General features: G+C 60.5%; 14 protein-coding genes. 1 reads left to right on the top strand and 13 read right to left on the bottom strand.

From position 1 onward, the window contains the following. Window positions 1-19: 19 nt before the first annotated feature. The 3 genes from flhF to IHQ43_RS08170 all read right to left on the bottom strand — a co-directional run bounded on the left by flhF (window position 20) and on the right by IHQ43_RS08170 (window position 4,364). Complete coding sequence (gene flhF, locus IHQ43_RS08180; RefSeq protein ID WP_192564009.1) at window positions 20-1,360, bottom strand: flagellar biosynthesis GTPase FlhF; 1,341 nt, start codon at window positions 1,358-1,360, stop codon at window positions 20-22. A gap of 11 nt (window positions 1,361-1,371) precedes the next feature. Then, window positions 1,372-3,501, bottom strand: coding sequence for a flagellar biosynthesis protein FlhA (gene flhA, locus IHQ43_RS08175; RefSeq protein ID WP_007951956.1), 2,130 nt, complete (start codon window positions 3,499-3,501; stop codon window positions 1,372-1,374). A gap of 194 nt (window positions 3,502-3,695) precedes the next feature. Beyond that, window positions 3,696-4,364 carry a hypothetical protein gene (locus IHQ43_RS08170; protein WP_192564008.1) on the bottom strand — a complete coding sequence of 223 codons (669 nt, stop codon included), beginning with the start codon at window positions 4,362-4,364 and terminating at the stop codon, window positions 3,696-3,698. A gap of 557 nt (window positions 4,365-4,921) precedes the next feature. On the opposite strand from IHQ43_RS08170, the gene IHQ43_RS08165 reads away from it, so the two are divergent. Continuing rightward, on the top strand, window positions 4,922-5,296 hold the full coding sequence (locus IHQ43_RS08165) for a DUF6124 family protein (protein WP_192564007.1): 375 nt from the start codon (window positions 4,922-4,924) through the stop codon (window positions 5,294-5,296). A gap of 225 nt (window positions 5,297-5,521) precedes the next feature. Here the strand turns inward: IHQ43_RS08165 and flhB are convergent, their stop codons facing one another. The 10 genes from flhB to IHQ43_RS08115 form a co-directional block, all read right to left on the bottom strand. Further along, window positions 5,522-6,661, bottom strand: a complete 1,140-nt coding sequence (gene flhB / locus IHQ43_RS08160) for a flagellar biosynthesis protein FlhB (RefSeq protein WP_192564006.1) — start codon at window positions 6,659-6,661, stop codon at window positions 5,522-5,524. A gap of 3 nt (window positions 6,662-6,664) precedes the next feature. Next, window positions 6,665-7,450 carry a flagellar biosynthetic protein FliR gene (fliR, locus tag IHQ43_RS08155; protein WP_192564005.1) on the bottom strand — a complete coding sequence of 262 codons (786 nt, stop codon included), beginning with the start codon at window positions 7,448-7,450 and terminating at the stop codon, window positions 6,665-6,667. Between the two features lie 3 nt (window positions 7,451-7,453). Then, on the bottom strand, window positions 7,454-7,723 hold the full coding sequence (fliQ, locus tag IHQ43_RS08150) for a flagellar biosynthesis protein FliQ (RefSeq protein ID WP_179692254.1): 270 nt from the start codon (window positions 7,721-7,723) through the stop codon (window positions 7,454-7,456). Beyond that, a complete protein-coding gene (fliP, locus tag IHQ43_RS08145) occupies window positions 7,720-8,478 on the bottom strand; it encodes a flagellar type III secretion system pore protein FliP (RefSeq protein ID WP_192564004.1) in 759 nt (252 codons plus the stop codon). The genes fliQ and fliP overlap by 4 nt, the downstream gene beginning before the upstream one ends. Then, window positions 8,478-8,936, bottom strand: coding sequence for a flagellar biosynthetic protein FliO (gene fliO, locus IHQ43_RS08140; RefSeq protein ID WP_192564003.1), 459 nt, complete (start codon window positions 8,934-8,936; stop codon window positions 8,478-8,480). The genes fliP and fliO overlap by 1 nt, the downstream gene beginning before the upstream one ends. Further along, window positions 8,937-9,395: a flagellar motor switch protein FliN gene (gene fliN, locus IHQ43_RS08135; protein WP_192564002.1), complete on the bottom strand. Its 459-nt coding sequence runs from the start codon at window positions 9,393-9,395 to the stop codon at window positions 8,937-8,939. A gap of 56 nt (window positions 9,396-9,451) precedes the next feature. Next, the gene (gene fliM, locus IHQ43_RS08130) at window positions 9,452-10,420 is read right to left on the bottom strand and encodes a flagellar motor switch protein FliM (RefSeq protein ID WP_003222890.1); all 969 of its coding nucleotides are present in this window, start codon (window positions 10,418-10,420) and stop codon (window positions 9,452-9,454) included. Window positions 10,421-10,429: 9 nt separating this feature from the next. Further along, window positions 10,430-10,933 carry a flagellar basal body-associated protein FliL gene (fliL, locus tag IHQ43_RS08125; protein ID WP_192564001.1) on the bottom strand — a complete coding sequence of 168 codons (504 nt, stop codon included), beginning with the start codon at window positions 10,931-10,933 and terminating at the stop codon, window positions 10,430-10,432. A gap of 212 nt (window positions 10,934-11,145) precedes the next feature. Further along, complete coding sequence (locus tag IHQ43_RS08120; protein ID WP_192564000.1) at window positions 11,146-12,507, bottom strand: flagellar hook-length control protein FliK; 1,362 nt, start codon at window positions 12,505-12,507, stop codon at window positions 11,146-11,148. Window positions 12,508-12,612: 105 nt separating this feature from the next. Beyond that, on the bottom strand, window positions 12,613-12,960 hold the full coding sequence (locus tag IHQ43_RS08115; RefSeq protein WP_007951942.1) for an Hpt domain-containing protein: 348 nt from the start codon (window positions 12,958-12,960) through the stop codon (window positions 12,613-12,615). Between the last annotated feature and the right edge of the window lie 17 nt (window positions 12,961-12,977).

Here is a 12,977-nt window from a genome sequence, read left to right as displayed (position 1 = left end):
ACAAAAACGGTTCATTACCTCAGCCAACCTGCTTGGTCGGACTGTGGTAGATATCAGCGAACATGTCAGCCATGGCTTCTTCGCTGGGTTCTTCCTGCATTTGCACACTGACGGCGCGGCTGACCAGTTGATGACGGCGCGGCAGATGCAGATCATCCGGAATACGCGGCCCATCGGTCAGGTAGGCGACCGGCAGTTCGTGACTGATCGCCAGGCTCAGCACTTCGCCGAGGCTGGCCGTCTCATCCAGTTTAGTCAGGATGCACCCGGCAAGCCCGCAACGCTTGTAACTGTGATAAGCGGCGGTTAGAACCTGTTTCTGGCTGGTGGTTGCCAGCACCAGATAATTTTTCGACCGAATGCCACGACCGGCCAGACTTTCCAGCTGCATGCGCAGGGCCGGATCGCTGGCTTGCAGGCCGGCGGTATCGATCAGCACCACGCGTTTGCGCAGCAGTGGATCCAGCGCCTGCACCAGGGACTGGCCCGGATCGACATGGGTCACCGACACGTTGAGGATGCGACCCAGAGTCTTGAGCTGCTCCTGCGCGCCGATACGGAAACTGTCCATGCTCACCAGCGCGATGTTCTGCGCGCCGTACTTGAGCACATAACGGGCGGCCAGTTTGGCGAGGGTGGTGGTCTTGCCCATGCCGGCAGGACCGACCATGGCAATCACACCGCCCTCTTCCAGCGGCTCGACTTCCGGCACGGCAATCATCCGCGCCAGGTGCGCCAGCAGCATGCGCCAGGCCTGACGAGGCTCGTCGATCTCGGTGATCATCGACAGCAGATCGCGGGACAACGGGCCAGACAAACCAATGCGCTGCAGACGACGGTACAGATTGGCCTGGGCCGGACGGCTGCCTTGCAGCTGGTTCCAGGCCAGGGTGCCGAGTTGCACTTCCATCAGTTCGCGCAGGCTGTTGAGTTCGAAACGCATCGAGTCCAGTGCACGCGGGTCAACGCCAGCGGAAACCGCTGCGGGCGCCGGTACCGGACGGGCCGGCGCTTCGTAGGTCGGTTCGGTCAGTGGCTCGGCAGCAGTCAGCGGCAGCCCGGCCGTCAACGGCAGCCCGGCGAACAGCTGGCGATTGGTGTTGCCGTCGGCTTCGCCACGCAGGCTCAGTTCGGCCTGGGCGGTGACGATGCGCGACTGGGTCTTGCGCAGCTCGTCCTCGAGTTCCATGTTCGGAACACGCGGGGCCAGCGCCGACAGTTTGTAATCGAGCGCCGCCGTCAGCTCGACACCGCCGGCAATGCGGCGGTTGCCAATGATGGCGGCATCAGCGCCCAGCTCATCACGAACCAGCTTCATGGCCTGACGCATATCGGCGGCGAAAAAACGCTTAACTTGCATAAACCACTACCTCAGCCGTTGGGCCCTACTGTCGCAACGATGGTCACTTGCTTGTTGTCCGGAATTTCCTGGTAGGCCAGCACATGCAGTCCGGGAACTGCCAGGCGACCAAAGCGCGAGAGCATCGCGCGAACCGGGCCTGCTACCAACAGGATCACCGGCTGACCTTGCATTTCCTGACGCTGCGCCGCTTCGATCAGCGAACGCTGCAGCTTCTCGGCCATGCTTGGCTCCAGCAGAACGCCCTCTTCCGAGCCTTGTCCTGCCTTCTGCAGACTATTGAGCAATATTTGTTCCAACCTTGGCTCCAGCGTGATAACTGGCAGCTCCGACTCAGTCCCTACAATGCTTTGGACGATGGCGCGGGATACGCCGACCCGCACAGCGGCCACCAAAGCGGCGGTATCTTGACTCTTGGCGGCATTGTTGGCGATGGCTTCGGCAATGCTGCGAATATCGCGCACCGGCACGTGTTCGGCCAGCAATGCCTGCAACACTTTGAGCAGTTGCGACAGCGTGACCACACCCGGCACCAGCTCTTCAGCCAGTTTCGGCGAGCTCTTGGCCAGCAATTGCATCAATTGCTGCACTTCTTCGTGGCCGATCAGCTCGCTGGAGTGCTTGTACAGAATCTGGTTCAAGTGGGTCGCAACCACGGTGCTGGCATCGACCACGGTGTAACCAAGCGATTGCGCCTGGGCACGCTGGCTGACTTCGATCCACACCGCCTCCAGGCCGAAAGCCGGATCTTTGGCGGTAATGCCGTTGAGCGAGCCGTAGACCTGCCCCGGGTTGATTGCCAGTTCGCGATCCGGATAGATCTCGGCCTCGGCCAGGATCACACCCATCAGGGTCAGGCGATAGGCGCTCGGCGCCAGGTCGAGGTTGTCGCGGATGTGCACGGTCGGCATCAGGAAGCCCAGATCCTGCGAGAGCTTTTTGCGCACGCCCTTGATCCGCGCCAGCAATTGCCCGCCCTGGTTGCGGTCCACCAGCGGAATCAGGCGGTAGCCGACTTCCAGGCCGATCATGTCGATCGGGGTCACGTCGTCCCAGCCCAGCTCCTTGGTTTCCATGGCGCGGGCCGGCGACGGCAGCAGTTCCTGCTGGCGCTTGACCTCTTCCAGCGCAACGACCTTGGCCACGTTCTGTTTCTTCCAGAACAGGTAAGCGCCACCGGCAGCCAGGGCGGCCATGCTCAGGAACGAGAAGTGCGGCATGCCCGGCACCAGGCCCATGACCGCCATCAGACCGGCCGCCACCGCCAGCGCTTTCGGTGAGGCGAACATCTGGCGATTGATCTGCTTGCCCATGTCTTCCGAACCGGAAGCACGGGTCACCATGATCGCTGCAGCTGTAGATAACAACAGTGATGGCAATTGCGCCACTAAACCGTCACCGATGGTCAGCAAGGCGTAAACCTTGCCGGCGTCGGCGAACGTCATGTTGTGCTGGAAGATACCGACGGCCATGCCGCCGATCAGGTTGATGAACAAAATCAGCAAACCGGCGATGGCGTCACCGCGCACGAACTTGCTGGCACCGTCCATCGATCCGTAGAACTCAGCCTCCTGGGCCACTTCCTGACGGCGGGCCTTGGCCTGGGCCTGGTCGATCAGACCGGCGTTGAGGTCGGCGTCGATTGCCATTTGCTTGCCGGGCATCGCATCGAGGGTGAAACGCGCGCTCACCTCGGAAATCCGCCCGGCACCTTTGGTCACCACGACGAAGTTGATGATCATCAAGATCGCGAAAACCACGATACCAACCACGTAGTTACCGCCGATCACCACCTCACCGAAGGCCTGGATCACCTTACCGGCGGCGGCGTGGCCGTCCTGACCGTGGAGCATCACCACCCGCGTCGACGCCACGTTCAGCGCCAGCCGCAACAGCGTCGCCACCAGCAGGATCGTCGGGAACACCGCGAAATCCAGCGGCCGCAAGGCGTACACGCAGACCAGCAGCACGACGATCGACAGGGCAATGTTGAAGGTGAAGAACACGTCGAGCAGGAACGGCGGCACCGGCAACATCATCATCGCCAGCATGACCAGCAGCAACAGCGGCACACCCAGATTGCCCCGACTGAGGTCGGCAATGTTCGAGCGAGCACTGTTGATTAACTGAGAGCGATCCACCGGTTTTCCCCGTTCCTTTAAAGCAAACTTTTGACGCCCGAAGCAGGCGCACGGCGGCTACTGCAAGAAGCCTTCCAACTTTTGCGGGGGATTGAAATAGAGGGGCGACGAACCTGAATGGAGGCAAGTGCACCGAGCCCGGCACAAGCCTGCCCCCAGTGACAGAGCAATTCGATGGATTGAAACCTCGCCGGTCAGCCGGCAACCAAAACTTGGGCCTGAGTGATAGGACCAAAAGACAGCGTTGCGTTATCGAGGTAGTGCGTTCCCTTGAACACACTTTCACCACCGACATCGACCACGTCCTCATCAGCCTGCATGAGCACCACTTTGGTTTCGGGCGCAGTGCCAGAGGACAGGTCATCGCCCTCCATCAGATTCAGGGCCCATTCGAAGAATATGCGCGGCAGATCGCTGATCTCGATCGGGGGCGAACCGGCACTCAGGCGAAAGTACTGCCTCGCCGTCACCCGCAACTGATTGTCGGTGACAACGAACACGGGTTTTTCATACCGACGCTCCAGCGGCCCACTCCCACTCGACCATTGATCCATGTAAAAACTGGAGTGGGTAAACAGGGCAAACAACGATGGGTTATCGCGGATTTTGCCTGCCGCATCAAAGAAATAATTGTAGGCGTAGTGATAGGCCAATCCGCCAAATTCAGGCCGGATCGCATTAATCGGGTTGTCCAGATAATTCGGGATGTACTGATTGGCCATGACCACGAAATTAACAAAGTCCAGCCGCAGATCGAACACCACCTCATAGTAGATGGCTCCCTGCGCCACATCCCTCTCCAGCCTCCCTGAAACGAACTCCAGCTCCATGCCCGGCAGCTTTCGGTAAATACGCGTCGCCATGATAAATCCCCGACTTCCAATGAAAGAATCGTCAGCCGCCACACTCACGGGACGCGAGTTCATGACAGCAAGAGTGCCGGGTTTATAGGGCGCCAGAGGGCAATGGTTGTCTACTGTCAGATCTGACAGGTAATGATTTTTTTCAGATAAAAGGCACAGGGAAAAAGGGTACGTATCCCTTTACCCGTTAAAAGTGCCTTTTAAACTCTGGTGTTTAAAAGACACCTCCAGACACGCCTTGAAGGCTACGAATCCTTGCGTGATTGCCTACAGCCACGCCAGAATCCGCCGGCTTGTGCGCTGTGGGGTCGGGTTCTATTGTGGGTCGGTCGCTGACGAATCAGCGATCGGGTTTAGCGACTCGGACTATCTCAGTGCATCAGCGTTCATGACTTCGTTGCGGGACTCTTCGTCCGCAATTACGTTATGGCGGCTGTATGCGGGAGACCTTCGGGTCTACCGGGGTGCCTGAGACCGGTTCGCTAACCTGCGTACAGCTGCCACCTTCACTTGTTTAGCGACAGGCGAGAGTGGCTCCATAACTCAGGAGCTTCACCATGATCAAACCCACACCCAATCCACCCGAAACCGACCCCGCCTCGCCCTACGAATCCCCCGATTCCAGAAAGCTTCACGAAGCCGCCGACCGCGCCCTCGATCACTATCTCTGTCCGCCCGGCTCCACGCCACCACCGCGCAAAAACCGCAGAATGTACGCCGTCACCGCGGACTTCAAAAACGAAGAGCTGCTGGCCGATGCCTGCGAAACCCTGGCTTCAGCCAGAACCATCGTCAATGACTTCACCCATCTCATGCCCGCCTCGCAGCGCAGGACGCTGGTGGGAATTGCGCAACTGATCATGCTCGGTGAGCTGGCAGTGAATCGGGTGCTGGATAATCTGGAAATACCGCAGTCGCAGACTTGCGCGTAAAGGCTTGAGTGATGCGCCGTGGCGGCTGACGCCTTCGCGAGCAAGCTCGCTCCCACAGTGATTTGTGGCGTGCTCGTATCTCCCGAGCGACGCCAAACCTGTGGGAGCGGCGGTGCGACGATTCGACTTGCCCGCGAAGGCGGCCTCTCAAGCAACACAGGTCATCGGGTATGAAAAAACCGCCATCAGGTTCAACCGGATGGCGGTTTTTTTGTTTCATCAGAATCAGGAATCGCGCCGCAGATCCGGCGGGATCGGCAGATCGTCCTTGAGCGGTTCCGGGAACTTGCCCTTGCCCGCGCGGTGCTGGCGGATCTGGTAGACGTAGGCCAGGACCTGAGCGACCGCCAGGTACAGGCCGCCGGGGATTTCTTCTTCCAGCTCCGTGGAGTAATAGATCGAACGCGCCAGGGCCGGCGATTCGAGCAGCATGACGTTGTTGGCCACCGCGATTTCGCGGATCTTCAGCGCCAGGAAGTCGCTGCCCTTGGCCAGCAGCATCGGCGCGCCGCCCTTCTCGGCGTCGTACTTGAGCGCCACGGCGTAGTGGGTCGGGTTGGTGATGACCACGTCGGCATCCGGAATCGCCGCCATCATCCGGCGCTGCGACATCTCGCGCTGGACCTGACGAATGCGCTGCTTGACCTCCGGCCGCCCTTCCTGATCCTTGTGCTCGTCGCGCACCTCCTGCTTGGTCATCTTGAGCTTCTTGATGCTCTCCCAGATCTGCACGGGCACGTCGACGGCCGCGATGATGATCAACCCGCACGCCAGCCACAGAGAACTCCAGCCCACCAGCTGCAAGCTGTGAATGATCGCCCGGTCCAGCGGCTCGTGGGCGATGCGCAGCAGGTCGTCGATATCCGAATTGAGCACCACCAGCGCCACACCCAAGGTGATCAGAAACTTGGCCAGCGCCTTGAGCAGCTCGATCACAGACTTCATCGAAAACATCCGCTTGAGACCCGCCGCCGGGTTCATCCGGCTGAACTTGGGCGCCAGCGAACCGGCGGCGAACAGCCAGCCACCCAGCGCGATCGGCCCGAGGAAAGCGGCCAGCAACAGGGTGATCATGATTGGCTGGATCGCCAGCAGCGCCTGCAATCCAGAGCTCATCAGGAACGTCGCCATGGAGCGCTCGTCCATGATCACTTCCCGCGACAACGTGAAGTTCTGGCGCATCAACTCCATCAATTCCTGCGCCAGCATCCCGCCGAAAATCAGCAGCGCGGCAGAGCCGGCGAGCATGATCGCCAGCGTGTTGAGCTCCTTGGAGCGCGCAATCTCACCCTTTTCCCGGGAGTCCTTCTTGCGTTTCTCCGTGGGGTCTTCTGTTTTGTCCTGACCGCTCTCGCTCTCAGCCATGACTCAGCGCGCCTTTGCCAGTTCGCGTAAAAACTGCAAAGCCTCGGAGGCCAGCGGTTGATACTGATTGAGAATGTCCGCCAGACCGACCCAGACGAAGAACAGGCCGAGCACCAGAGTCAGCGGAAAACCGATGGAGAAAATGTTGAGCTGTGGTGCGGCGCGGGTCATCACGCCCAAGGCGATGTTGACCACCAGCAGCGCGGTGATCGCCGGCAGCACCAGCAACAACGCGGCGCCCAATACCCAGCCGAGTTTGCCGGCCAGTTCCCAATAATGCGTGGTCATCAACCCACCGCCGACCGGCAGCGTGGTGAAGCTTTCGGTGAGCACTTCGAAGACCACCAGGTGCCCGTTCATCGACAGGAACAGCAAGGTCACCAGCATCGTGAAGAACTGCCCGATCACCGCCACCGACACGCCGTTGGTAGGGTCGATCATCGACGCGAAGCCCATGCCCATCTGGATCGCGACGATCTGCCCCGCCACCACGAAAGCCTGAAAGAACAATTGCAGAGAGAAGCCCAGCACCGCTCCGACCAGAATCTGCTCGGCGATCAGCAGCAGACCGCTGAGGTCCAGAGGGCTGACGGCCGGCATCGGCGGCAGGTTGGGCGTGATCACCACGGTGATCGCGAAGGCGAAGTACAGGCGGATACGCCGGGGCACCAGCGTAGTACCGAAGACCGGCATCACCATCAACATCGAGGCGACGCGAAACAGCGGCAGCATGAACGTCGCCACCCAGGTACTGATCTGGGTGTCGGTCAGCTGAAGCAGCGATTGCATGGCTTAGCCGATGACCATCGGAATGTTTTTGTACAACTGAGTGATGTATTCCATGAACGTCTGCACCAGCCACGGGCCGGCGACGATCAGCGTCACCAGCATCACCAGCAGACGCGGCAGGAAGCTCAGGGTCTGTTCGTTGATCTGAGTGGCGGCCTGGAACATCGACACCACCAGACCCACCAACAGGCTCGGGACCACCAGGATCGCCACCATCATGGTGGTCAGCCACAGGGCCTCGCGAAAGATGTCGACCGCTACTTCTGGCGTCATGGCGATACACCTCCGAAACTGCTGGCCAGGGTGCCAATGATCAGCGCCCAGCCATCCACCAGCACGAACAGCATGATTTTGAACGGCAGGGAAATGATCAGCGGCGACAGCATCATCATACCCATCGCCATCAGCACGCTCGCGACCACAAGGTCAATGATCAGGAACGGGATGAAGATCATGAAGCCGATCTGGAATGCGGTCTTCAGCTCGGACGTCACGAACGCCGGCACCAGAATCGTCAGCGGCGCCTGATCCGGCGTCGCGATGTCGGTGCGCTTGGACAGGCGCATGAACAGCTCAAGATCGCTGGAGCGGGTCTGGGCGAGCATGAAGTCCTTGATCGGCACCTGAGCCTTTTCCACCGCTTGCTGGGCCGTGAGCTTTTCCGCGAGGTACGGCTGCAAGGCATCGTTGTTCACGCGATCGAATACCGGCGCCATGATGAACAGCGTCAGGAACAGCGCCATGCCGGTGAGAATCTGGTTCGACGGGGTCTGCTGCAGGCCAAGGGCCTGACGCAGGATCGAGAAGACGATGATGATCCGGGTGAAACTGGTCATCAGGATGACGGCGGCCGGAATAAAGCTCAGCGCCGTCATGATCAGCAGGATCTGCAGGCTGACCGAATACTCCTGCGCGCCCTCGGCGTTGGTGCCCAGAGTGATCGCCGGGATCGACAACGGATCGGCGGCCAATGCCAGCGGCGCGGCCAACATCAAGGCCAGGGTCAAGACGATGCGCAACGCACCCATTACTTCTTATCCTTCTGATCCTTGCCGAGGATCTTCAACAGATGCTGGGCAAATTCCGGAGTCGCTTTGTCGGCGGTGCTCGGCACCTCGACCGGCTCTTTGAGCACGTGCAACGCAGTGATGGTTCCGGGGCTGAGACCGAGCAGGATCTGCTCGTTGCCGACTTGCACCAGCATCAGACGATCACGCGGCCCGAGCGCACGGGAACCGATCAACTCGATCACCTGGCCCTTGCCGGCGGGACCGGCCTGCTGCACCCGGCGCAACAGCCAGGCGAGGAAGAAGATCAGCCCCAGCACCAGCAACAGCCCCAGCACCAGTTGCGTCAGCTGACCCGCCACGCCACTGTTGACGGCCGGCGCAGCAACCGCTGCCGTAGTCGCCACCGGCTCGGCCGCCAGCACGCTGAACGGCAACGCCAGTGCCAGACCGAACAAAGCACCCAGAACCTTTTTCACTCAGCGCAGCTTCTTGATGCGTTCGCTCGGGCTGATCACGTCAGTCAGACGGATGCCGAACTTTTCGTTGACCACGACCACTTCACCGTGAGCGATCAGGGTACCGTTGACCAGTACGTCCAGCGGCTCGCCGGCCAGACGATCAAGCTCGATCACCGAACCCTGGTTGAGTTGCAGCAGGTTGCGGATGTTGATGTCGGTGCTGCCCACTTCCATCGAGATCGACACCGGGATGTCGAGGATCACGTCCAGGTTCGGACCATCGAGGGTCACCGGGTCGTTGTTCTTCGGCACGCTGCCAAACTCTTCCATCGGCAGGCGGTTGGAGCCCGAAACACCAGCGTCGGCAGCCAGCAGCGCGTCGATGTCGGCCTGCCCGGCTTCACCGGTTTCCTCCAGGGCGGCAGCCCATTCATCGGCCAGTGCCTGGTCGTCCTGGGCGTTCATATCGTCGTTCATCATTTGTCCTCGGCGGGCAACAATTCAGTTAAATGCGTAAGGGATGTTGCGCCGCTTCAGCGGCGCTCGATCGGCTCGATCACCTGCAACGCGAGGTTGCCTTTGTGCGAGCCCATCTTGACCTTGAAGGCCGGCACGCCGTTGGCGCGCATGATCATGTCTTCCGGCATCTCGACCGGGATCACGTCACCCGGCTGCATGTGCAGGATGTCGCGCAGTTTCAGCTGACGACGGGCCACGGTGGCACCGATCGGTACGTCGACATCCAGCACGTCCTGGCGCAGGGCGTTGACCCAGCGCTCGTCCTGGTCGTCGAGGTCCGACTGGAAACCGGCGTCGAGCATTTCGCGCACCGGCTCGATCATCGAGTACGGCATGGTCACGTGCAGATCACCGCCACCGCCGTCGAGTTCGATGTGGAACGTGGAGACCACGATCGCTTCGCTCGGGCCGACGATGTTGGCCATGGCCGGGTTCACTTCCGAGTTGATGTACTCGAAGTTGACTTCCATGATCGCCTGCCAGGCTTCTTTCAAATCGACGAACGCCTGCTCCAGCACCATGCGTACTACACGCAATTCGGTCGGGGTGAATTCACGCCCTTCGATCTTGGCGTGACGGCCATCGCCGCCGAAGAAGTTGTCCACCAGTTTGAACACCAGTTTGGCGTCGAGGATGAACAGCGCGGTGCCGCGCAGGGGTTTGATCTTGACCAGGTTGAGGCTGGTCGGCACGTACAGCGAGTGCACGTATTCGCCGAACTTCATCACCTGCACGCCACCGACGGCAACGTCCGCCGAGCGGCGCAGCATGTTGAACATGCTGATGCGGGTGTAGCGGGCAAAACGCTCGTTGATCATTTCCAGAGTCGGCATGCGTCCACGGACGATGCGATCCTGGCTGGTCAGGTCGTAGCTTTTGACACTGCCGGGTTCGGCAGCGTTATCGGTCTGTACCAGACCATCGTCGACGCCATGCAACAGCGCGTCGATTTCATCCTGGGACAGCAGATCCTGCACGGCCATGTCGTGTTCCTACTGCAGTACGAAATTAGTGAAAAGCAACTGTTCGATCACCACTTTGCCCAGCTCTTTCTGCGCCACTTCCTGGACGCTGGCTGTGGCCTTCTGGCGCAACATCTCTTGACCGACCGGGGTCGCCAGCGTGGCGAAATCCTGACCGGAGAAGAGCATCACCAGGTTATTGCGGATCACTGGCATGTGCACTTTGAGCGCTTCCAGATCAGCCTGATTGCGCGCCAGCATGGTGATGCTCACCTGCATGTAGCGCTGACGGCCGTTCTGGTTGTAGTTGGCCACGAAGGCCGGCGCCATCGGCTCGAAAATCGCCGCTTGCTTGCCGACCGGGGCCGCTTCGGCGGCCGCCTCAGGCTTGCTCTGGGCACTGTGCATGAAGAACCAGGTCGCCCCCACGGACGTGCCGATCGCCAGCAACAGCCCCAGCACGATCATGATGATCAGCTTGAGTTTGCCTTTGGTTGCGGGGTCTTTTACTGCTGCAGCTTCGCTCTTCGCCATGCCAATAATCCGTCACTAATCGGGTTTTCACAGTCGCACGGCAAGGCAAGAGCAAGTGTTATGCCAGAAGTGTCGGAGGGGTAGAGAGGGGCAGCGCAAACAACTGTGGGAGCGAGCTTGCTCGCGAAAGCGGTTTAACATTCAACACAGGTGTTGTTCGTCAAAAAGCCTTCGCGAGCAAGCTCGCTCCCACAGGTAATTTGCCTCGTATATCAGGCGTAGTAGTCGACGGCGCTGGAGCCGATCACGTGAGTGGCGGTGGCCGCCGCTTCAGCCACGGCCGCCGGCGTCAGCTCTTCTTCAGACGAATCCAGGCGACCGCCGGCAGCACTGGTGCGACCGCCCTGCCCCTGCTGTGCCTGCTCCTGACCCTGGCCCTGCCAGCCACGGTTCTGGTCGGAAACATTGACGTCGACCTGCCCCATGCCTTGCTGGTTGAACATGTCGCGCAGGCGATGCATCTGGCTGTCGAGGGCTTCACGCACACTCGGATGAGCACTCATGAAGGTCACCTGGGTCTGCTGGTCCGGCACCATGTTCACCCGGATATCCAGACGTCCCAGCTCCGCTGGCTGCAACTGGATGTCAGCCGCCTTCAGGTTGTTGCTCGACAGGTACATGACCCGGTTGACTACCTGTTCGGTCCAGCCGTTCTGATGCATCGCAATCGGCTGGTTCACCGGCACTGCGTTGGCGGTCTTCGGCGTAGCCGCCTGGGTCAGCGCCGCCAGACGGTTGGCGAAATCATCCACACGGGTATCGCTGGTGGCCGTCTTCAAATCTTTCAGGCCGTCATCGATCAGGCCGCTGAACGCTTTTTCACCACCCTGGCTGGTACTGTCCTTGTCAGCCTGCACATCGAGCATGCTGGCCATGCCGGCAGCGAAGTTCTGCGCCGAGGTCAATTCACCGTCAGTCTGCGCCTGGGCCGGGGCGGCTTTGGGCTGAGACTGGCTGGAGGCAGAAATGTGACCACTCTGCTCCATGGCCATGCGCACGGCAGGAAGCGCATCCAGCGGATCCGCCTCGGGATCGAAAGCCGGGTCAGTGGCCGGCGCCGGATCCTTGACCATACCCGGCAATACCGCCACGGCAGGTTGATCGGCTTGCGGTTTTGCGGCGGTATCGACGACCGGCGTGGCCACCACCGGTGCCGTGACGACCGGCTCTATCGCCGCTACCAGCGCCGGGTCCACCGGCGCCGTATCAGCCACGGGGGCCGGCACGGTTTCAGTCGCTTCGTCATCGGTAGTGGTCTTGTCGTCCGTTGCCGCCGTCGCCGGTTTGTCGGCGGGCAAGGCTTTGCCGCTATCGGCAACCGCGGGTTCCGGGGCGGCAGACTGATCCTCGCCGAGGTCTTTCTTGCCGCTGTTGTCGGCATCCTTGTCACGAGCAGGTTTTGCCGAATTGTCGACGGTCACGGAGGGCTTGTTCGGGCCTTGATCGGCGAACACCTGAGCGAAACTTGAGGCCTTGTCCCCGGGCTCTGCGGCCACTGCCGATGATTTGGCCGAGGCAGCTAGTGCCTTGGCCTGGGCGGCGGTCTGAAGAAGAATATTGGGGCTTGCAGGCATGGCTCGGTCTCCGCTGCACTGGGATCGTAGGTACAGTTGGGATAGATGTCTGCAAGTGCCGGGCCAGTTTCGTCAGAATTCCGGCAAAACCGCCCGGCGGCAGAATCAGTGCGTTAGCGAGCGCTGCCGCTCGGCGACATAAACGGGCCGCACATCGGCGAACTCGCTATGGATGTCGGCGACCAGTTTGATGATTTCGGAAGGGCTCTTGTCTTTGGCATGCTGTTCCAGCTCCTGGCACAGCACCGCAAGACGGGTCGCGCCCATGTTGCTGCTGCTGCCCTTGAAGCTGTGCGCAACGGAGGACAATGCATCGGCATCGGCAGTCTGCTGCAACTCCCGCAGGCGATTTTCGGAATCGGCGAGAAAGGTATCCAGCAGTTCCGGATAGCTGTCTTCCATCACTTCCCGCAGCGCGCTTAGCGCCTCGTGGTCCACATGTGTATCAGCCACTTGTTCACTCCTTGATC

This window comes from Pseudomonas gozinkensis, assembly GCF_014863585.1.
In the GTDB taxonomy this organism is placed as follows: domain Bacteria; phylum Pseudomonadota; class Gammaproteobacteria; order Pseudomonadales; family Pseudomonadaceae; genus Aquipseudomonas; species Aquipseudomonas gozinkensis.
This window is presented reverse-complemented; position numbering and strand designations above follow the sequence as displayed.

Bases quoted from the DNA above. Each gene is read 5' to 3' on its own strand.
- fliM (WP_003222890.1), bottom strand. From the start codon at position 10,420: ATGGCCGTGCAGGATCTGCTGTCCCAGGATGAAATCGACGCGCTGTTG.
- IHQ43_RS08165 (WP_192564007.1), top strand. From the start codon at position 4,922: ATGATCAAACCCACACCCAATCCACCCGAAACCGACCCCGCCTCGCCC.
- fliN (WP_192564002.1), bottom strand. From the start codon at position 9,395: ATGAACGACGATATGAACGCCCAGGACGACCAGGCACTGGCCGATGAA.
- fliR (WP_192564005.1), bottom strand. From the start codon at position 7,450: ATGCAATCGCTGCTTCAGCTGACCGACACCCAGATCAGTACCTGGGTG.
- fliP (WP_192564004.1), bottom strand. From the start codon at position 8,478: ATGGGTGCGTTGCGCATCGTCTTGACCCTGGCCTTGATGTTGGCCGCG.
- fliQ (WP_179692254.1), bottom strand. From the start codon at position 7,723: ATGACGCCAGAAGTAGCGGTCGACATCTTTCGCGAGGCCCTGTGGCTG.
- flhF (WP_192564009.1), bottom strand. From the start codon at position 1,360: ATGCAAGTTAAGCGTTTTTTCGCCGCCGATATGCGTCAGGCCATGAAG.
- fliL (WP_192564001.1), bottom strand. From the start codon at position 10,933: ATGGCGAAGAGCGAAGCTGCAGCAGTAAAAGACCCCGCAACCAAAGGC.
- IHQ43_RS08120 (WP_192564000.1), bottom strand. From the start codon at position 12,507: ATGCCTGCAAGCCCCAATATTCTTCTTCAGACCGCCGCCCAGGCCAAG.
- IHQ43_RS08170 (WP_192564008.1), bottom strand. From the start codon at position 4,364: ATGGCGACGCGTATTTACCGAAAGCTGCCGGGCATGGAGCTGGAGTTC.
- flhB (WP_192564006.1), bottom strand. From the start codon at position 6,661: ATGGCTGAGAGCGAGAGCGGTCAGGACAAAACAGAAGACCCCACGGAG.